19 protein-coding genes are annotated in these 19954 nt (G+C 68.2%); 8 read left to right on the top strand and 11 right to left on the bottom strand.

The genetic code is table 11. The annotated features are described in order from the left end of the window. Positions 1-84: 84 nt before the first annotated feature. The gene (locus NI1_RS14115) at positions 85-870 is read right to left on the bottom strand and encodes an RDD family protein (protein ID WP_067819766.1); all 786 of its coding nucleotides are present in this window, start codon (positions 868-870) and stop codon (positions 85-87) included. A 202-nt stretch (positions 871-1072) separates the two neighbouring features. Here NI1_RS14115 and NI1_RS37180 point away from each other — a divergent pair, with 202 nt between their 5' ends. Both NI1_RS37180 and NI1_RS14110 read left to right on the top strand, forming a co-directional pair. After that, entirely contained in the window at positions 1073-1258 is a 186-nt protein-coding gene (locus tag NI1_RS37180; protein ID WP_084523190.1) for a DUF1272 domain-containing protein, read from the top strand. Positions 1259-1302: 44 nt separating this feature from the next. Beyond that, a complete protein-coding gene (locus tag NI1_RS14110) occupies positions 1303-2175 on the top strand; it encodes a polysaccharide deacetylase family protein (RefSeq protein WP_067819763.1) in 873 nt (290 codons plus the stop codon). A gap of 13 nt (positions 2176-2188) precedes the next feature. Here NI1_RS14110 and NI1_RS14105 read toward each other — a convergent pair whose 3' ends face one another. After that, positions 2189-2914, bottom strand: coding sequence for a hypothetical protein (locus tag NI1_RS14105; RefSeq protein WP_245663214.1), 726 nt, complete (start codon positions 2912-2914; stop codon positions 2189-2191). Between the two features lie 133 nt (positions 2915-3047). Between NI1_RS14105 and serC the strand changes: the two genes are divergently transcribed. The 3 genes from serC (at position 3048) to NI1_RS14090 (ending at position 6673) form a co-directional block, all read left to right on the top strand. Continuing rightward, positions 3048-4172, top strand: a complete 1125-nt coding sequence (gene serC, locus NI1_RS14100; protein WP_067819761.1) for a phosphoserine transaminase — start codon at positions 3048-3050, stop codon at positions 4170-4172. A gap of 165 nt (positions 4173-4337) precedes the next feature. Then, a complete protein-coding gene (gene sepH / locus NI1_RS14095; RefSeq protein WP_067819773.1) occupies positions 4338-5543 on the top strand; it encodes a septation protein SepH in 1206 nt (401 codons plus the stop codon). Between the two features lie 392 nt (positions 5544-5935). Beyond that, positions 5936-6673 carry a DUF6928 family protein gene (locus NI1_RS14090; protein ID WP_067819759.1) on the top strand — a complete coding sequence of 246 codons (738 nt, stop codon included), beginning with the start codon at positions 5936-5938 and terminating at the stop codon, positions 6671-6673. 3 nt (positions 6674-6676) lie between these two features. Here NI1_RS14090 and NI1_RS14085 read toward each other — a convergent pair whose 3' ends face one another. Together NI1_RS14085 and NI1_RS14080 are read right to left on the bottom strand one after the other, a co-directional pair. After that, positions 6677-6970, bottom strand: coding sequence for a DUF2537 domain-containing protein (locus NI1_RS14085; protein ID WP_067819757.1), 294 nt, complete (start codon positions 6968-6970; stop codon positions 6677-6679). Positions 6971-6986: 16 nt separating this feature from the next. Continuing rightward, complete coding sequence (locus NI1_RS14080) at positions 6987-7790, bottom strand: TrmH family RNA methyltransferase (protein WP_067819754.1); 804 nt, start codon at positions 7788-7790, stop codon at positions 6987-6989. Between the two features lie 221 nt (positions 7791-8011). Here NI1_RS14080 and NI1_RS14075 point away from each other — a divergent pair, with 221 nt between their 5' ends. After that, on the top strand, positions 8012-8827 hold the full coding sequence (locus NI1_RS14075; protein ID WP_245663213.1) for a glycosyltransferase family 2 protein: 816 nt from the start codon (positions 8012-8014) through the stop codon (positions 8825-8827). Between the two features lie 92 nt (positions 8828-8919). Beyond that, the gene (locus NI1_RS14070) at positions 8920-9285 is read left to right on the top strand and encodes an FKBP-type peptidyl-prolyl cis-trans isomerase (RefSeq protein ID WP_067819750.1); all 366 of its coding nucleotides are present in this window, start codon (positions 8920-8922) and stop codon (positions 9283-9285) included. A gap of 54 nt (positions 9286-9339) precedes the next feature. Here NI1_RS14070 and NI1_RS14065 read toward each other — a convergent pair whose 3' ends face one another. The 7 genes from NI1_RS14065 to NI1_RS14035 form a co-directional block, all read right to left on the bottom strand. Continuing rightward, positions 9340-9924, bottom strand: a complete 585-nt coding sequence (locus NI1_RS14065) for an RDD family protein (RefSeq protein ID WP_067819743.1) — start codon at positions 9922-9924, stop codon at positions 9340-9342. A 53-nt stretch (positions 9925-9977) separates the two neighbouring features. Beyond that, positions 9978-10265 (bottom strand): hypothetical protein, encoded by a 288-nt coding sequence (locus NI1_RS14060; RefSeq protein WP_174564492.1) that lies wholly within the window; start codon positions 10263-10265, stop codon positions 9978-9980. Positions 10266-10406: 141 nt separating this feature from the next. Further along, positions 10407-11570 (bottom strand): YhgE/Pip domain-containing protein, encoded by a 1164-nt coding sequence (locus tag NI1_RS14055; RefSeq protein ID WP_245663212.1) that lies wholly within the window; start codon positions 11568-11570, stop codon positions 10407-10409. 64 nt (positions 11571-11634) lie between these two features. Beyond that, a complete protein-coding gene (locus tag NI1_RS14050; protein ID WP_067819769.1) occupies positions 11635-12975 on the bottom strand; it encodes a sensor histidine kinase in 1341 nt (446 codons plus the stop codon). Positions 12976-13001: 26 nt separating this feature from the next. Then, a complete protein-coding gene (locus tag NI1_RS14045) occupies positions 13002-13718 on the bottom strand; it encodes a response regulator transcription factor (protein WP_067819740.1) in 717 nt (238 codons plus the stop codon). Between the two features lie 15 nt (positions 13719-13733). Continuing rightward, positions 13734-14120 (bottom strand): hemophore-related protein, encoded by a 387-nt coding sequence (locus NI1_RS14040; RefSeq protein ID WP_067819738.1) that lies wholly within the window; start codon positions 14118-14120, stop codon positions 13734-13736. 136 nt (positions 14121-14256) lie between these two features. Then, positions 14257-16386 carry an AMP-binding protein gene (locus NI1_RS14035; protein WP_084523180.1) on the bottom strand — a complete coding sequence of 710 codons (2130 nt, stop codon included), beginning with the start codon at positions 16384-16386 and terminating at the stop codon, positions 14257-14259. Positions 16387-16747: 361 nt separating this feature from the next. On the opposite strand from NI1_RS14035, the gene NI1_RS14030 reads away from it, so the two are divergent. After that, a partial coding sequence (locus NI1_RS14030) for an ATP-binding protein (protein WP_067819735.1) occupies positions 16748-19954 on the top strand: 3207 nt, incomplete at its 3' end.

Raw genomic sequence — 19954 nt, 5'->3', positions numbered from 1 at the left:
CGGCCCACTCCCCGCGAGGAGAGCCGCCACTGAGCGCCCGAGGGGTTTCAGGGGCGTCAGCCCCTGAGGGTTCCCGGAGTGGGGTCAGGCTTTGACGACCACGCTGCCGATGACCATGTCGGAGAAGGTGCGCTTGCGGTCGTCCCACAGCGGCGCGAAATAGCCGATGTAGCAGGGCAGGCCGTCGAGGATGTGGGCGAGCTGCCGCACGAAGGCCATGCCGAAGCCCAGGGGCTGGCCGGTCTGTTCCTTGATGGTCCGGATGCCGACGATCTTCTTGCCGACCGTCTGCCCGGTGGTGCCTTCCTTGTAGATGTTGAACAGCACACCGCCGAGGATGGCCAGGTAGCCGATCAGCATGATCACGGTGCCGACGCCGGAGACCCCGCCACCGGTGCAGTGGTAGTCGTAGCTGCTGTTGTAGGACGACGGCTTGGGGCAGCTGACCTTCTCGGTGAAGACCGCGCCGGCGATGGCGACCAGCAGATAGCCGGGCAGCATGAAGATCAGGCCGTCGAGCAGGCGCGCGCCGACCCGCAGGCCCCAGTGCGCGTACTCGCCCATGGGCGCGCTGCCGTAGGGGGAGTAACCGTACTGCGGCGCACCGTAAGCCGGCTGTGCACCGTAGGGCTGCTGCGGAGCGCCGTAAGCCGGTTGCGGCGCACCGTAACCGGGCTGCGCACCGTAGGGCTGCTGGGCGGCGTCGTAGGCGGGCTGCGGCGCGCCGTATTGCGGCGGTTGCTGCGGGTAGCCCGGCTGCTGGCCGTAATCCGGTTGCGGCGCACCGTAACCGGGCTGGGGCGCACCGTATCCGGGCTGCCCGCCGTAACCGGGCTGCTGGGGCGGGTAGGGGTTGTTCGGGTATGTCATTTGTTTCCTTGGAGCGAATTCGAGGCAGCCGGAGTCCCGGCAGGGTCCACGTGCGACGGAGCGAACGCGTGGTCGGCTCCGCCGTCACCACGGCCGGGCCAGGCTACAGTCTGGCGGATCGGCGGCGATCGGTCGCGCCGAATATTCGGGGGTCCCGGCACTATTGGGTGTGGGCGGCCGAAAACTACCCGGGAGGTACGACATGGCGCTGGAGATGAGAACTCGCTGTGAACGCTGCGAGGTTGCCGAACTGGCCGCGGACGGCCCGGCCCGGATCTGCTCCTACGAGTGCTCCTTCTGTGTGCCCTGCGCGGAAACAATGCATGACGTCTGCCCCAACTGCGGTGGCGAACTGGTTGCCAGGCCGCGACGGTTGCAACAATCATGAATCTGGCTCTGGCCACCGCGTTTGTCCTCGAATAGCCTGCTCCGGTGTTTGACGCAGGACTATCGCGCCGCCGTCTACTGTCCGCGGGTGCGGCGTTGGCCGCGGGTTTCGTCACCGCCGGATGCGGTGTGGCCAATGGCAATTCGGCCGACAAGGTGCTCGAACCACCCTTGAGCCGGACCGATCTGAACGTGACGCCGGTGCGCGCGCCGATGGCCGCGGCCCTGGATCCGAATGCGATCGCGGCCAAATACGCGGGGCGGAAACCGGAATCGTGGGGCGCCGACATCTCCGGCGTGGTCAGCAGTTTCAATGCCGTGGGCAAGCAGTTCCACGTCACCTTCGACGCCTGCGGCGGGCCCGGCAACAACGACATCGACGAGAACCTGCTGAGTCTGCTGATCGCCCAGCAGATTCCGGCCACCCTGTTCCTGAACAAGCGCTGGATCGACGCCAACCCGGCCCGCGCCGCGCAGCTGGCCGCCAACCCGCTCTTCGAACTGGCCAACCACGGCACCGCGCACCGCCCGCTGTCGGTGAACGGCCGCGCCGCCTACGAGATCAAGGGCACCGGGTCGGCACAGGAGGCGGTGGACGAGGTGTGGGGCAATCACGAACGATTGGTCACCCTCACCGGTCACGCGCCCCGCTTCTTCCGTCCCGGCACCGCGCACTACGACGATCTCGCGGTCGCGATCGTCGGCGAACTCGGTGAGACCCCGCTCGGCTACACCCTCAATGCCGATTTCGGCGCCACCGCCACCGCCGCCCAGGTGCAGGCGAACATGAAGAATGCCAAGCCGGGCGGCATTTCGCTCGCACACATGCACCGCCCCAACTCGGGCACCGGCCCCGGCATGTACGCCGCGCTGCCCGCGCTCAAGGCCGGCGGCTTCCAATTCGTCCGGCTGCCCTGACGATTCGAAGCCGTCACAGGTCGCGGGAGGCTGCCCAGTCGATCGCCACGGATTCGCCGCGGTCGACGGTGAAGAAGGCGACTTCGAGGCGGCGGCCCAGATCCACCAGCTCCAGCGCGGACAACGGCACCGGCTGGGTGACCCGTACCCGCCATGGCGCGGGCTCGTCCCAGGCGTGCAATTCCAGGTCCAGCCGCAGCACCGGATTGTCGCGCCCGCGGTAGTCGGCGGCCACCGGACTCGCGGCCAGCACGGTCGCCTGGGCGCGGCGGCCGTGCGCCAGGATCTTGGCGATATTGGTGCGGGTGGCCTCGGCGGGCGCGGGGAGATAGAGCACCACCCGCTCCCGATCGCCCGGATCGACCCGGCAGGCGATGATGTCGCCCGGCTGCATCCACTCCAGATCGGCATTGCCCACCCGCTGCCGCACCCGGATCTCGTAGGGGTGCAGGTCCTCGACCCGGATCCGCACCCAGAACTCGTGCCCGCCATCGCAGCGCGCGGCCCGATCCAGCACGGTCGCGACGCCTTCGACCCCGTGCATGAGCAGCTCGCGCCGGGCGGCCGGATCCAGCAGCGGCCCGTGCCGGTTCAGCCCCCTGGACCCGAATTGTGAGGACAGGCGGGTGAACAGGCCGGGCCGGGGCGCACCCGGCAGGCGAGCCGCGCGAGCGGGATTCGCGGAGGCGGGCGGCTGGTCGGCGGCAGGGTCCGAGCGGTCGTGCGCGGCCTTGTTCATGATGGTGAACGGTAGTGGGTGTGTGTCATGTGCCACAGCGATACCCGGGGTTTGCCGAAGCCCGGCCACCGATCGTGTTGCACCGCCTACCCACTCGCAGCTGAGACCCGCGCCACGCTCTACCCTTGTCGCCATGACCTCTGCGTTCCCGACCATCCCCGACGATCTCAAGCCCGCCGACGGACGGTTCGGCTGCGGCCCCTCCAAGGTCCGCCCCGAGCAGCTACAGTCCCTGGTGGATGCCGGCGCTTCGGTGTTCGGCACCTCGCACCGGCAGAAGCCGGTCAAGGACGTGGTGGCGCGGGTGCGCTCCGGTCTGCGCGAATTGTTCTCCCTGCCCGACGGTTACGAGGTCGTGCTGGGCAACGGCGGCACCACCGCCTTCTGGGATGCCGCCGCGTTCGGCCTGATCCGCGAGAAGTCGCTGCACCTGAGCAACGGCGAGTTCTCCTCGAAGTTCGCCTCGGTGGCCAAGGGCAACCCGTTCATCGGCGACCCGATCGTCATCAAGTCGGAGCCGGGCGACGCCCCCGAGCCGACCTCGGATCCGTCGGTCGACCTCATCGGCTGGGCGCACAACGAGACCTCCACCGGTGTGGCCATTCCGGTTTCGCGTCCGGCCGGTTCGGAGAACGCGCTGATCGCCATCGACGCCACCTCGGGCGCGGGCGGTCTGCCGGTGAACATCGCCGACTCCGATGTGTACTACTTCGCGCCGCAGAAGTGCTTCGCCTCCGACGGCGGCCTGTGGATTGCGCTGATGAGCCCGAAGGCCCTGGAGCGCGTCGAGGAGATCAAGAACTCGGGTCGCTGGACTCCGGAATTCCTGTCGCTGCCGATCGCCATCGACAACTCCACCAAGGACCAGACCTACAACACGCCCGCGCTCGCCACGCTGTTGCTGTTCGCGAATCAGATCGAATGGCTCAATGGGAACGGCGGTCTCGATTGGGCCGTGAAGCGCACCGCGGATTCCTCCTCGCGCCTCTACTCGTGGGCCGAGACCAGCGAATTCGCCACTCCGTTCGTGCAGAATCCGGCGCTGCGCTCGCAGGTCGTCGGCACCATCGACTTCGCCGAGACCGTCGATGCGGCCCAGGTTGCGAAGGTGCTGCGCGCCAACGGAATCGTGGACACCGAGCCCTACCGTAAGCTGGGTCGTAACCAGCTGCGTGTCGGCATGTTCCCGGCCATCGATCCCGAGGACGTGTCGCAGCTGACCCGCTGCATCGATTGGGTCGTCGAAAAGATCGGCTGAGACCGGAAAAGGCCCTGGCGCACAGGGCCAAATGAGACACAGTATGCGGCGCGGGAGTCTGGCGACAGATTTCCGCGCCGCGTGTCTTGCCCCACGATTCACAGAAGTGCACTACTGTTCCAGAACGTGGGCGGTGTCGCGAGCCGACGCGATAAGGAGGTAACGGTGCGTGAACTTCGAGTAATCGGGTTGACGCCCGATTCCACGCACATCGTGTGCATCGATACCGAGACAGGCCAGAAGTACCGGCTGGCAGCGGATGACAAGCTGCGTGCGGCTGCCCGTGGAGACCTTGCCCGATTCGGCCAGATCGAGATCGAAATGGAAGCCACGATGCGTCCTCGCGATATCCAGGCCCGTATCCGTGCCGGTGCTTCGGTGGAGCAGGTGACCGAAGAGTCCGGTATGCCGTTGTCTCGGGTCGAGCGTTTCGCGTATCCCGTTCTGCTGGAACGTGCGCGCGCGGCCGAGCTGGCGCAGAAGGCGCACCCGGTCCGCAACGACGGGCCCGCCGTGGAGACCCTCATCGACATCGTGGCCGCCGCTTTCGCGGAGCGCGGGCACAATATCGAGGTCGCCGAATGGGATGCCTGGAAGGACGAGAAGGGCTACTGGGTCGCCCAATTGCAGTGGCAGGCCGGTCGTTCGGTGATCGCCGCGCACTGGCGCTACCAGCCCGACGCACACGGCGGCTCCGTGGTGCCGCTCGACGATCCGGCCTCCGACCTCATCGATCCCGACTTCGGCCGCGCCCTACGGGGTTTGGCGACCATCCTGCCGGATCAGACCGAGCGCGCCATCGACCACGCCCCGGTCCCCGCGCCCGCACCGCGTGAGGAGCGTGCCGCCGAATACGAGGCCGCGCCCGCCCGCGCCACCAGCCAGCAGTCCCTGGACGGATACTTCGAGCAGCGCGCCGCGGTCGGCGCGGACACCGTGCCGGTGCCCGCCGCTGCCGCCGCCCCCGCACCCGTCGCACCGAATCCGCCTTCGGCCCCGGATCGTTCGGACCGGGTCGGCGACCGTCCGGTGATCGAGCGGCAGCCGGTCGAGCGCACCGAGCGTCCGGCCGTCGAGCGCCAGACCGCCGAGCGTCCGGCTGTCGAGCGTCCCGTCGCCGAGCGCCACGAGCGGTCCACGCCCGAGCGCTCCACGACCGAGCGTCCGAATCCGCCCGCCGCACCCGCCGCCACGGCGGAGCTGCCGGCCGCCGCCGCGACGACCGCCGAACCTGTTGCCGCGGAACCCGCACCGGCCCAGCCGGCCGCGAAACCGGCTGCGCAGAAGCCGAATCGCGCCAAGCGCGGCGGTAAGGCTCCCATGCCGTCGTGGGAGGACGTACTCCTAGGCGTGCGCAGCTCGGGGCACTGAACCCCGTGTCCCGGCCGTAAGCGGAGCCCCTCGTCATCAGCTCCGCCCTTCGTCATCCCGGCATGCTTTCAGCCGGGATCCATTCGCAAGCTCGATGGAACCGTGTGGATTCCGGCCAAAAGCACGCCGGAATGACGGGATTGATGCTGCTGGGTTGCTGGCATCCGATCGCGTTTCATGATCGTGCCGCGTGATCATGAGTCCGGCGCGCCGGTAACAAGGTTGCGCAACTGCGACATTTCGGCCCCCGCAGGGGTAGATTTTTGGTAGAGGCAGTGATTGCGAGTCCGGCTCGAACACTGAGGTCGGCCCCCGATCGCTCGAGATTGCTAAAAGGTAGCTAGCTCAGATGTCATGGGCTGTTGCGCAATGAGTTCGGGAGGTGCCGGAAAGTGCCGTCCACCGTTTCGTCCCTCTGGTACGTCGATGCCCCCGACCCGGTGGCCGTGCTGCGCGCGCACCCCGGGCCCGATCCCGAGGCGGCCTGGGCGCTGGCCCGGCAGCTCAACCCGGACCGCGATGTGGTGCCCGCCGCCTCCGGCACCATGAAGGTGTGGGCCGGGCCCGACCCCGAATCCGTCTATATCGGTTGCTATCCCGGCGTCACCGTCGTCTGCTCGGCGCAGGCCGCGCTGCCCCGCCCCACTCTGCTGCCGGAGCTGCTGGTGCGGCCGCTTGCCTCCGAGCACACCTTCCTGGTCGCCTACGATCTCGCGTTGGGCTGGGGCGCGTTCGCGCATTGGGAGCGTGGGGAATTCCGCCGGGCCTTCAGCTCCACCCGGGTGAACATCCTGGAGGACGAGGGCCTGCCGCTGGTGTGGGAGCGTGAGCACTGGGCGGGGGAGCATCCCATCGAACTCGAGCCGGGGGAGCTGCCCGACCCGCAGCTGCTGCCCTTCGACCCGCCCGATTTCGCCGATGCCGCCAATCAGGAATGGCTCGGATTCCATTACCGCGGAAAGTCTTCCGCCGAGGCGCTGACCTCGGATCAGATCGAAGTGTGCGGGTTCTCGCTGTTCCCCAAGGGACAGGCGCCGCTGTCGGAAGCGCCGCCGGAGCCGCGGGTCGAGCACGAGAACGGCAGGCGCGGGCTGCTGCGCTGGCTGCGCGGGCGCGACCGGGTGTCGTGAGGTTCAGGCCGCGATCAGCGCGAACCAGCCGAGCAGTACGCCGCCGGCCAGCCCGGCGATCACCCAGCGGGTCACCGGCGCGTACCGCCAGCGCCAGGCGGTCGGGGTGGCGCCGCCGACCGCGATCAGGTTCACCGCGATCGCCAGCAGCGGATGCACCTGGGCCAGTGCGTCACCGAAGGCGTACACCCCCGCCGCGGTGAGTACGCCCACGCAGACGGCCACGGTGATGCCGGCCGCCCACGGGGTCGGCTCGGAGTACCCGTAGCCGTAGGGGCCGTCCGGCGGATAACTCACGGGGCTGCTCCTGGATTCACTCGATGCGCACTCTCTCGTAGAACGCCATGGCGGCGGCGGTGGCCACATTAAGCGAATCGGTCCCCGGTGTCATGGGGATACGCGCGCGAATGTCACTGGCCGCCATGGTCTCCTCGGTGAGGCCAGGCCCCTCCGCGCCCAGCAGCAGCGCCACCTTCGCTCCGGTCATGGCGGTGGAGAGCAGCTCCGCCTTCGGATTCGGGGTCAGCGAGATGATCTGAAAACCATTGCGGCGCAGCAGGTCCAGGCCGCCGGGCAGGGGCGGCAACTGGGCGAACGGCACCCGCAGCACATGGCCCATGGACACCCGCACCGCGCGCCGGTACAGCGGATCCGAGCACCGATCGCCGAACAGCACCGCGTCCGCGCCCAGGCCGGCGGCATTGCGGAAGATCGAACCGAGGTTCTCGTGGTCGTTGATGCCCTCCAGCACCGCGACCGTGCGCGCGCCGGCCAGCACCTGCTCGGCGGTGAGCTCGGCCGGGCGGGACGCGACCGCCAGCACCCCGCGATTGAGATGGAAGCCGACCACCTCCGCCATCACCTCGGCGGTGGCCCGGTAGCAGGGCACGTCCACCCCGCTCAACTGATCCGCGAGCTGCTCGAAGCGCCGCGCCACGCCCAGCAGTGCGTGCGGCCGGAAGCGCGAAGCCAGCATGCGTTCCACCACCACCGTGCCCTCGGCGATCACCAGACCTTTGCCGCCGGGCAGGTCAGGGCGTCGATCGGCATTGCTGAGGTCGCGGAAATCGTCGACGCGCGGATCACTCGGATCGTCGATATCTATAACTTCGGCCACCGTGTCATTCTCGCCACCCGCAGGCTCGCTCGGCGCGCGGGTCCGCCGGGATCGGCGTAGCTTTGTTGCCCGGGGTGGGACCGCCCCTGGCTTCGACTGTCCTCGCATCGTGCACCGAGAGCCGCGTGGGTGATCCGCGTCCCGGTGCACGCGAACCGAGATGAAGTCGGAGTGAACAAGCAGTGATGGTCAAAAGGTCGGGGGGCCAATCATTTTCAGTCGTGGTTCCGGTATTGAACGAAGAACGGGCGATCCTGCGGACGCTGGAGCGGCTGGCCGCGCAGGACGAGATCGACGAGATCGTCGTGGTGGACAACGGCAGCACCGATCGCACCCTCGAGCTGCTCGAGGAGTTCGCGGCCGCCGAGCCGCGGCTGATCATCGTCCACGAACCGCAGCGCGGGCTGGCCATCGCCCGCAATGCCGGATACAACAAGGCCGGCGGTGACATCATCGCGCGCACCGACGGCGACACCCTGGTGGCGCCGGACTGGGCGGAAACCATTGTCGCGCACCTGGAATCGCATCCGGAGACGGCGGCGGTCACCGGGCTCACCTACTACTACGACTCGCCGGTCGGCTGGTTGCTCGAGCTCGGCTACCGGATCCAGCTGCGCCGCGGCCGGTTCCGCGGTCAGGTCGGGAACGTGCACGGGCCGAATCACGCACTGCGGCGCACGGTGTGGGAGCAGATCCGCGACGAAACCAAGACGCGCCCGGATGTCATCGAGGATCTGGATCTGGCGCTGTGCCTGACCAAGCGGGGGCTGCGCATCGAACTGCTGCCCGAGATGAAGGCGTGGACCTCGGCGCGGCGGCGGCGCACCGACCCGTCCGCCTGGTGGCGGTTCCAGCTGACCGGGCTGCGCACCATCGCCGGGCAGGGGTATGACGTGCGGGCGCTGCATCGCGGCTTCATCGTGTGGGCGTGGGTGGCGCACACCGCGCAGTGGCCGCTGTACCGGTTCTGGGACTTCGAACGCCGGCGCTTCACGCTGCGCGGGGCCGAGCAGCGTATCTCCTCGATCGGGGAATGACGGCATTCGGCGGGGGTGCCATGAGCCGGGCGCGTCGCCCGACGGCCTAAGGTGATCAACGATCCCGATCCCCGAGTCGAAGAGGACAGCTTATGAGCAGCAAGCCGGAAATCGAGTACCAGGACGGCCCCGCACCCGCCGAGCTCGTGATCAAGGACATCGTCGTGGGCGATGGCGCCGAGGCCAAGCCCGGTGACACCGTCGATGTGCACTACGTGGGCGTCGAGTACGAGACCGGCGAGCAGTTCGACGCGTCCTGGGACCGCGGCGAGTCGATCGTCTTCCCGCTGCGCGGCCTGATCCAGGGCTGGCAGGAAGGCATCCCGGGCATGAAGGTCGGCGGGCGTCGCCAGCTCACCATCCCGCCGCAGCTGGCCTACGGTCCGGCCGGGTCGGGCCACCAGCTCGGCGGCAAGACCCTGGTCTTCGTCATCGACCTGCTGGATGTCCTGAACTGACAACAGGTTTCGGAAACCCGGGCTGTTACGGCCCGGGTTTCCGTGTTTTCCGGATCAGACCTTCACGACGATGGTGCTGAGGATCTTGTCGGCGAAGGTCTGCTTCTTGGCGTCCCAGATCGGCCAGAGCCAGCCGAGGTAGCAGGGCAGCGAATCGACGATGTGGCAGATGCGGCGGACGAACGCCATACCGAAGCCGAGGACCTGACCGTCGGCCTCGCGAATCAGCTTGATGCCCAGGATCTTCTTGCCCGGGGTCTGGCCGGTGGTGCCCTCCATGTAGATGAAATAGAGGCTGAGGGCGAAGGCGATGAGGCCGCCGAGGATGACGAGCGCGAGTCCCGCGCCGGTCAATCCGCCGGAGCATTCGGTGCTGTAGGAGTAGTCGCCCTCGACGGTGGTGCAGTCCATGTCCTTGGACCCGATGGCGAAGCCGATGATGTAGAGAATGCCCGACGGCACGCCGATGATGAGCCCGTCGACCAGGGCCGCGCCCACGCGCTGCAACCAGCTGGCGTAGGGCGGGGTGGGGCCGCCGTAACCGGGCGGGGGATACCCGTAACCGGGCGGTTGTTGCTGCGGATAGCCGCCGTATCCGGGCTGTCCGGGCTGCTGCGAGGGGTCGTTTGGATAGCTCATGGTCGTACCTCCAGCGGAGTGCGGGGGCAACGCCCCCGCTTCTCCCTAGAACTCTAAGAGCCGACGACCGTGTTCATGATGGTTCCGGCACTAGTCGCGGTCGCGCCGCCCAGCATGGCGTTGGCGATCATCTTCGGCGACTGCAAACCGCCGCCGCCCCACTTCTCCCAGGCGAACCGGCCACCGCCGTAGGTGATGGCCGCGATGCCCGACATCTGGGTGAACCAGGTGAAGTAGCGGAACAACTTCATGAGTTTGTCCGCCATGGGCGGGGTTTCGGCGGTGGGGTTGCCCATCTGGGCTAGGACCGAGCCGTACAGGTCGTGTGCGGCGAGCATCATGCTCACGATCGTTTCCTCTCCGTACCGGGATGGCGCTGGGGTGGAGCCGTGGAGTGGAGCAAACGGGTCGATTAGAGCAATTCGGGCATGATTTTAGCCGGGCGAACCGCCGAATGTTGCTGATTGTTTGCGAACTTCGGCCTATTTACGCACGATGTCCACCGGATCGGCCAGCATGGTGGCGATCTGCGACTGCTGTCCGACGGTGCGCTGCGGCAGCGTGTCGAGCGCCTGATTGGCCTGATTCCCCAGCGTGGTGGTGACCGCCTGCAACTGGGTGACGCCCGAGGTGAGCGTCGCGATGGCGGTGGTGAGCTGGGCGCCGGCGGTATCGGCTATCCCCGGAATACTCTTGGCCAGATCCGCGCCCTGATTCAATTGCGAACCCGCGTCGCCCAATCGGGACGCGGCATCGCGCAGCAGCTGACCGACCTGGGTATCCGGGGTGACGGCGGTGCCGGTGAGCGCGGCGAACCCGCTGAGCTGGTCATTCGCCTGGTTCGCGATGTTCTGCAAACCCTCCAGCTGGGTGATGACCGCGGCCAGCTGCGGATCGGCGGCGAAGGGCAGGCCCCGCAGCACCGGCAGCACGATGTTCAGGCCATTGCTCAATTGGCTCGCCGTCGAGGTGACCTGGCCGATGGTGACGCCGGTCGAATCCAGGGTCGCGGCAAGCTGATTCGCCTGCAAGGTAGCCGCGTTCAGGGTGGTGTTGAGCGAATCGATGCCTGAAGTCAGCTGCGACGCACCGGTTTTCGCCTGTTCCAGGAAGCTCCGCATCTCGTCGGCGCTGCCGGTGAACTGGCTCGCCCCGTCGGCGGCGGCCTGCACGCCCGCGCCCAGGATGTTCGCGGTCAAGGCCACCTGCGAGACCTGTCCGCGCGCGGAGTTCATGCTCGCGAACAGGGTGTCCAGCCCGCTCGCGCCGATCTTCTTGGTGACCTCGTTGACCGCCTCGTTCACCAGGTTCGCGTCGGCATTGTCATTGCTGGTCACCTCGACCTGGGCCTTGTGCGGTTTATCGGTGGCCAGCGAGGCGATGGAATCGGAGAGATCTGTGGGCAGGGTGACGATCACCGCGTAATCGTCGGTGGAGGCCGAATCCACCTCGGTCCACTCCCGGGACCCGCTGTCCTGCAACGCCTTCACAATGGTCGCGCCGGTCTTGCCGGTATCCCCGTTGATGATCGCCACGCCGGTCGGCGCAGTGGCGGACCAGCGCAGATAACCGACCGCGCCGGCCGCGGCGGCGACGGCGAGCACGAGTACCAATAGGGCGAGGCGGGTGCGTTTTCCGGACACCATAAAGACCGTAGAGGTATTGATTGCGGTCGGCTCTGGCGAATGTCTGAGAGTTCGGTAAAGTCCGCTAACCCGGCAGATCCAGCACCAATCGCGCACCACCCAGCGGTGATTCGTCGAAATAGGCGCGGCCGCCGTGCAATTGGGCCTGCTGGGCGACGAGCGCCAAGCCCAGCCCGGAACCGCCCTTGCTGGCCCGGCTGCCCCGGAAGAAACGCTCGAACACGGCTTCGCGCTCCTGCGGCGGGATGCCGCTGCCATTGTCGTCGACCACGATCACGATGTGCCCGTTCACCGCGCGATAGGCGGTGATCAGCGCTTCGGTGGCGCGCCCGTGCCGGGCGGAGTTGGTGAGCGCGTTGTCTATTGCCAGCCGCAGCCCGGTGGGCAGCCCCCGGGTGATCAGCTCCGGCGGGGTGTCCATATGCACCTTCAGGGACGGGAAATGCCGCATGGCGTCGTGGGCGGCGGCATCGCAGAGCTCGCTGACATCGGTGCTCACGTGATCGCGTTCATCGGTGAGATCGCCACGGGCCAGGCGCTCCAGCGCGGACAGGGTGGCCTCCACCCGGTTCTGCCCGCGTTGCAGATCGGTCAGGATCTCGCGGCGCTGCGCCTCGTCCAGATCCAGGGTGCTCAGCACCTCCAGATCGGTGCGCATGGCGGTCAGCGGCGTGCGCAGTTCGTGTGCGGAGACGGCGGCGAAATCGCGCGCGGTCTCCAGCGCGGCGGCGGTCTCGGCCTGCGCCCGGTCCACCCGCTCCAGCATGGTGTTGACCGCCTCGGCCAGCTTCTCGGCCTCCTTGACGCCCGAACCATCCACGGCCAGTGCGGGTTCCGTGTCCCCCGCGGAGCCGCGCCGATCCACTTCCCGGGTGAGATCGGCGATGGGCCGCACCGCGCGCCCGCCGAACAGCCAGCCCAGCCCGGCCGACGCGGTCACCGCGAGCACCGCGGCCAGCAGCACCCAGCGCCGCTGATCGGAGGTGGCGCGCTCGGTCGCGGTGGTCGGAATCCCCAGCGACACAGTGATTTCGGAATTCTCGTTGGAGGTATTGGTGGTGAGCACCCGATAGGTGTCGCTGCCCACCGTCACGGTGCGATTGCCGGGGGTGAGCTGGGGTAATTGCGTCGACGTACTGGCGATCACGCCGTTCTGATTGCGCACGGTCACCGCGAAATCCGCATTCGGCCCGAGCAATTTGATGATCTGCACCGCGAACACCGGCTGCACGCGGATCACCTGCGAGACCATGCTCAACTGCTGATCGGTCTGAGTGAGATTGTTGCGCTCGATGGCGTAGATGGTGACCCAGCTCAGAATGGCCACGATTATGGTCGCGCCCAGCGCCGCCGCCGCCGCGACCCGGGTGCGCAGCGAATAGGAGTGCCGGCGCTCGACCGGCATTTCCTCCGAAACGTGCGGCGCGCCGGTCATTTCGGTGCGCGGAGCACGAATCCCACGCCGCGAATGGTGTGCAACAGGCGCGGGGTGTCCTCGACCTCGAGTTTGCGGCGCAGATATCCGACGAACACGTCCACCACATTGGTGTCGGCGGCGAAATCGTAGCCCCACACCAATTCCAGCAGGCGCTCCCGGCTCAGCACCACCCCGGCACTGCGCGCCAGCGTGGACAGCAACTCGAATTCCCTTTTGGTGAGCTCGATTTCGCGTCCGTGCAGCAACGCGCGATAGCCCGCGACATCGACCTCCAAGGGGCCCACCGTGATCGCGCCCGGAATGGAGGAGGCGGGAACATCGGAGCGGCGGCGCAACAGGGCTTTGATCCGCGCCACCAGTTCGGCCAGCACGAACGGTTTGACCAGATAGTCGTCGGCCCCCGATTCCAGCCCGGCGATGCGATCGTCGACCGAACTGCGCGCCGACAGCACACAGATCGGGACCTCGTTGCCCATGGCGCGCAGCGCGGTCACCACGCCGGCGCCGTCCAGCACCGGCATATTCATATCGAGCACCACCGCGTCGGGCGATTCCTCCGACACGCTGCGCAGGGCCGCGCCGCCGTCCCGGGCGATCAGCACCCGGAAACCGGAGAGCCGGAGCCCACGTTCGACCGATGCGAGCACATCCTCGTCGTCATCCACGACCAGGACCGTAGGTAGCTCTCCGCGTTCGACCACGGGCTCCATTCTGCCGTCGCTACCTCAGTAGTTGTGGCAGGAGTCGGCCACCTGCTGGATGGCGGCGGTGATTCCGCTCGCGTTCGGGTTGTTCGCGGCCTGGCTCGCGGCGTCCGGATTGGCGGCCAGGTAGGCGTCCAGTTCGGCCTGGCGGGCCTCGGGGGACTGCTCGAACTTGGCCTTCAATTCGGCCTTGGTGTCGGGGTTCTGATCCAGGATCGAGGCCAGGGCGGGGGCCTTGGCGTGCAGCGCGGCGTCCACCTGCGACCAGGTGCAGGTCGTATTCAGCAGGGGCGCAACCATATCCGCGGGGCTCGCGGAGGCGGTGGCGGGAGCGAGGGCCAGCGCAACGGTGGCCAGCGCACCGGCGCCTGCCATGGCGGCCATCCGGCGATTACGAACGATTCTCATCGTCGACCTTCCCATCATCAGGGCGCGAATCCCTCGATTCGCGCCCGCACGACGCTAATTCACCCGCATGGGAGCGGGATGAGTCTTTTCTGAGAAGCCTGTGAGGGAAGGGACTCGGGGCCCGTCCCGGAGTTCGTCAGGCGGGTCCGGCTGGGTCGTCGCCCCCGGGCTCGGCGCCCAGGGTGTTCGGGTCGATGCGGCGGAGCGGCATGGTCATGGCCGCGGCGGCCTCGGCTGCCGCGATCCGCTCCTTGTCCTCCATGAGCGTCACCGCATCCCGGATCTGCTTCTCCAGGGTGGGCAGCATGGCCGAATCCTCGATGGTCGGCGGCACCTCCCACGAATCCCCGGCGGCGATCTGACGCATGGTGCGGCGCAGGATCTTTCCGGAGCGGGTCTTGGGCAGCGCGCTCACCGCGACCACGTCGTACAGGGTGGCGATGGCTCCCACCCGGTCGCGCACCCGCTCGATGACCTCGCGCCGCAGCTGCTCGGCATCGATGTCGACACCGGCCTTGAGCACCACGTATCCGATCGGCCGCTGGCCCTTGAGCTCGTCCGGAATGCCGACCACCGCGGTCTCGGCGACCGCCGCATGCCCGGCGATGGCGGCCTCGATGCCGCCCGCCGACAGCCGGTGTCCCGCCATATTGATCACATCGTCGCTGCGCCCGAGGACATAGAGGTAGCCGTCCTCGTCGAAGAAGCCGGAGTCGCCGGTCAGATAGTGGCCGGGATAGGCGGAGAGATAGGAGCGATCGAAGCGCGCGTCGTCCCGCCACAGCGTGGTCAGCGTGCCGGGCGGCAGCGGCAGCCCGATCACGATATTGCCCTCGGTGTGCGGCGGCACCGCATTGCCCTCGGAGTCCAGCACCCGCAGCCGGTACCCGGGCACCGGCACCGAGGCCGAGCCCACCTTGATCGGCAGTTGTTGCAGCCCGAGCGGATTCGCGCAGATGGGCCAGCCGGTCTCGGTCTGCCACCAGTGATCCACCACCGGACAATCCGGCCGCTCGGCCAGCAGCGTGCCGACCGCCCACTCGTAGGTGGCCGGATCCAGGCGTTCACCCGCGCAGAACAGCGCCCGCAGCGAGGAGAGGTCGTGCCGGTGCGCCGCTTCGGCATTGGGGTCGGCGCGGCGGATGGCCCGCAGCGCGGTGGGCGCGGTGAACATCACATGCACCCGGTATCGGTCGACCAGCCGCCAGAACGCGCCCGCGTCGGGGGTGCCGATCGGCTTGCCTTCGTAGAGGACGGTGGTCGCGCCGACCAGCAGCGGCGCGTAGACGATGTAGGAATGCCCGACGACCCAGCCGATATCGGAGGTCGTGCACATCACCTGCCCCGGGCCGACGTCGTAGATATTGCGCATGGACCAGGCCAGCGAGACCGCGTGCCCGCCGTTGTCGCGCACCACGCCCTTGGGTTTCCCGGTGGTCCCGGAGGTGTAGAGGATGTAGAGCGGATCGGTCGCGGCCAGCGATACCGGATCGGCGGGCTCGGCGCCGGCCATGGCCGCGTCCCAGTCCAGCCAGTGCGCCGCCACGGTCTCGGTGGACGCGGGCAGGAATTCGGTGGCCGCTTGTTCGGCAGCAAAACGAATGGTCGGAAAGCCATCCCGCTGTTTCACCAAAACATTACGGACAGCAGTGGTTTCGGCGATATCGAGCGCTTGCAAAACGATCGGTGGATATTCGATACGCCGACCGGGTTCCAGACCACCGGAGGCTGTGATTATCAGCACAGGCTCGGCATCGTCTATGCGAGCGGCCAATTCGTGTGCGGCGAACCCGCCGAAAACCACCGAGTGCACAGCTCCGATGCGAGCGCAGGCCAACATTGCGATGACCGCTTCGGGAATCATCGGCATATAGATGACGACGCGTTCGCCGGTTCGAACCCCAAGGCGCAGCATGGATCCGGCAAATCGGGCGACTTCGTCCAGCAACTCGGCATATGTGTAAACACGCCTGGCGCCGGTCATAGCGGAGTCGTATATTAGGGCGGGCTGATCCGCGCGACCCCCCTCCTGACCGCCGGACGAGCCGTCGGGGGCTGTGATCTCGCGCACATGCCGATCCAGCGCGTTGTAGGAGGTGTTGAGGCGAGCGTCCGGAAACCAACGGGCAGTCGGCTTGGACTGATTGTCGACAATCTGCGTGGGAGGCACGTCCCAGCTGATGCTTTCGGCCGCGGCGAGCCAGAACTCGGAGGGATCGACCAGGCTCAACTGATACGCCGGTCGGTACTCCTGCTTCGCGTTCAACCCCGTTGCTCCCTGCTCCGCCTGGTGTCCCTTACGAGCGGCCCATGTGTCCCTTACGAGCGCTGATGATGCCCGCCTCGATAGATCAGCCTGATTGTGGCAGACTTCACGCGACGTCCGGGCGGACGCCGCGACCTTTGATTTTGCCTGCAAACGGCAGGTCAGAGACCGGTGGTTGCCAAGAGGTCACACAAGAAGTTATTGATCCGTTAGAATCGCATGTCACATATTTCGGCCGTCATGGACGCAATTTCTCGGCCAGCCGCCGTTCTCGGTCAGCTCCGTCTGACGGGCCAAGCGTGCGATCGCGGAGGCTCGCTGATGGCGCGTGGCTGGGGCCAGTTTGGAAAGTGAGTGGGAGATGCGTGACGCCGCAAGGTCCGGCAGCAATAAGCGCTGGGCGCTGAGCAACTGGGACCTGCGATGGAAGGTGACGGCGGTGCTCGCCGTGCCTTTGTTGGTCGCGGTTGTGCTCGGAGCGTCGAGGATCTCGGCGGAGTTCGCCGAGTCGAGCCGTCTCTCGACGGCCGTCGATCACGTCGGGGTGATCCCGGCGATCACCGGTTTGAGTGCGCAGGCGGCACAGGTCGCCTCCGGTCAGATGGTCATGCTGGGCCCGAACCAGTCGCTGACCTCCGACCCGGAGCTCGTGCAGTTGGACACCGCCATCCAGTTCGCCGAGAAGGCCGCCTCCCGGTTGAGCGATATCCCGAGCGCGCGTTCCGCGCTCGACGACATGATCGTGGGCGCCAAGCAGGTCAAGGCCAACGGGCTGGCGCCGTCGAAGTCCATCCCGGACACCGTCGCCCAGGTCGAGCGGATCCGTGGCAACAGCGTCCGCACGGTGGAATCCATCGTGGCGACCATCTCGGACAAGAATGTGGACCAGGCCAAACTGCGCCTGGTCGACTCGCTGAACTCGCGCTGGATGCTCTTCAACGAAGTCGCCGGCATGGCCGAGGCGCTACGCAGCACCAACCCCAAGGACGGGGTGCGGGACATTCAGATCGGCGTGAACACCGAGCGGCAGATGCTGGCCGTGCTCGCGCACCGCTTCGCCGACGGCGACGCCCTCATCGCGGAACTCCAGCGGCAGGCCGACACCCGCGTGCAGCTGGTCAACAGCCCCGCCGCGCAGGCCGGGCAGCTGCCGGTCACCGAATTGAAGGACTCGCTGGTCGCCTCGATCAACGGGTATCAGACCATCGCGACCAATGCGACCAAGGACATCGTGTCCCGAGTCGACACCATCGCCTCGACCGCGCGCAGTGACGCCATTCGCTACACCATCATCGTGGTCGCCACCATCCTCGGCGCCATGGCTTTGGCCGTACTGATCGCACGCGCCATGATCGTGCCGCTGCGCCGGCTCCGCCTGGCCGCGCTGCGCGTCGCCGAATACGACCTCGCGCAAGAGGTCAGCCAGCTCCGTGACGGCGCCGACCCCGAAGAGGTGCCGCTGGAGCCGATGCCGGTGCACACCGACGAGGAGATCGGCCAGCTGGCCCGCGCCGTCGACGACATCCACGGCCAGGCGCTGCGCCTGGCCGCCGACCAGGCCGCCATGCGTACCCAGGTCAACGACATGTTCGAGACCCTGGCCCGGCGCTCCAAGTCCCTTGTCGATCACCAGCTCTCGCTCATCGAGGCGATGGAGTACGACGAGAAGGACCCGCGCCTGCTCGAAAACCTCTTCCGCCTGGACCATCTCGCCGCGCGTATGCGCCGTAACGGTGACAACCTGCTGATTCTCGCGGGCACCAAGCAGCGCCGGACCAAGTCCGCGCCGGTCGAGATCGCCGACGTGCTGCGCGCCGCCATCTCCGAGGTGGAGGACTACGAACGCGTCAAACTGGGTGCGACCCCGCGTGGTTCGCTGGTCGAGCCCGCCGCCTCCGACCTGGCGCACCTGTTCGCCGAGCTCCTGGACAACGCACTGCGCGCCTCTCCGCCGGAGACCGACGTGAAGTTCACCTTCGCGCAGGCGCACGACCAGGGTCTGCTGATCGAGGTCGCGGACCGCGGTATCGGTATGCCCCCGGCCGAAATGGCCGAGATCAACCGGCGTTTGGAGGCCGTGGCCGAGGTCGGCCCGGACACCGCCCGCCACATGGGTCTGTTCGTCGTCGGCCGGCTCGCGGAACGGCACGGCCTGACCGTGCGGCTGCGGCCGACCTTCGACACCGCGCGCGATCCCGGCGTGACCGTGACCGTGCACGTGCCCAAGCCGCTGATCGTCTCCGGTGGCGGCCCCATCTCGGTGCCGCCGCAGGGTAATCCGCAGCAGCCGGCTCCGGCCGCCGCGCCGCAGGGCGCCGGTAACCAGGCCGGTGCGCCGGCCTCCATGCAGATGCGGGCGGTCACCCGCACCGCCACCGGCAATGTGATGGTCACCGTCGATCCCGGTGTGAGCGGGCCGATTCCGGCGGGCGCCAAGCCCTCGGTCTCCGCGCCCGGCGCTCCGGCTCCGGCGGCCGCCAACGCGACCACGGCGCTGCCGCAGCGGGCCCCCGGCACCTCGGCGCTGGGTGGGCTGCCGCAGCGGCAGCCGGGCGTGAACGGCCCGACCGTCAAGCACACCGTCGCGCCGCCGGCCGCTCCCGGTGGGGCGAGACCCGGGCTACCCCAGCGGGATCCGGGCGCAAACGGCCCGGCCGCCCCGCAGTCGCAGCCGGGTGCGAACCTCCAGCCGCGGCAGCCGGGCGAAGCACCGGCCCAGCCGCGCGGCGGACTCGCCGCCAATATGCTCAAGCGCCAGGGCGGCGCGGGCGGATTGCCGCCGCGTCCGGGCGCACCGGGGGAATCGGGAATGCCGCAGCGCGGTCCGGGCGGACCGGGCGGTCTCCCGCAGCGTGGCGACGGAGGCAAGGGTCTCCCGCAGCCCGGTCAGTCGGGGGCCATCCCGCAGCGTGCGACTCCCTCCGTCGGCCTGCCGCCGCAGCGCGGTGGAGCTGAATCCAGTGGCCTGCCCCAGCGTGGCGATGCCCCGGGCGGTCTGCCGCAGCGCGGTGACGCGGCCGGTGGTCTGCCGCAGCGTCAGCCCGGAGCCAATGGCGCACCCGGCCGCGAGCCGGGCCTGGGCCAGCCGCAGCGTTCCGCCCCGGGCGGTCTGCCGCAGCGTGAGCCGGGCTCCAACGGCGCGCCGCCACAGGCGCGTGGCGGAGCGGAATCGGGTCTGAACGGCGGTCTGCCCCCGCGCGATGCGAGAGGCTCCGGCCTACCGCAGCGCGGCGATGCGAGCGGTCTGCCTCAGCGCGGCGAAGCGAGCGGTCTGCCTCAGCGCGGCGAAGCGAGCGGTCTGCCTCAGCGCGGTGAAGCCGCAGGCGGTCTCCCGCAGCGCGGTGACGCGAATGGTCTTCCGCAGCGCGGTGATTCCGCGGGTGGTCGCCCGCAGCGTGGTGACGCGGCTGGTGGTCTGCCACAGCGTGGCGATGCCTCGGGTGGTCTGCCTCAGCGTGGCGATGCGAGCGGTCTGCCGCAGCGTGGCGATGCCCCGGGCGGTTTGCCGCAGCGTGGTGACGCCGCTGGTGGTTTGCCGCAGCGTGGTGACGCCGCTGGTGGTTTGCCG

Origin of the sequence: Nocardia inohanensis NBRC 100128, from assembly GCF_001612945.1 — a bacterium.
GTDB classification, from domain to species: Bacteria; Actinomycetota; Actinomycetes; order Mycobacteriales; family Mycobacteriaceae; genus Nocardia; species Nocardia inohanensis.
Note: the sequence above shows the minus strand (reverse complement) of the source record. Positions and strands in the feature narration are given on the sequence as shown.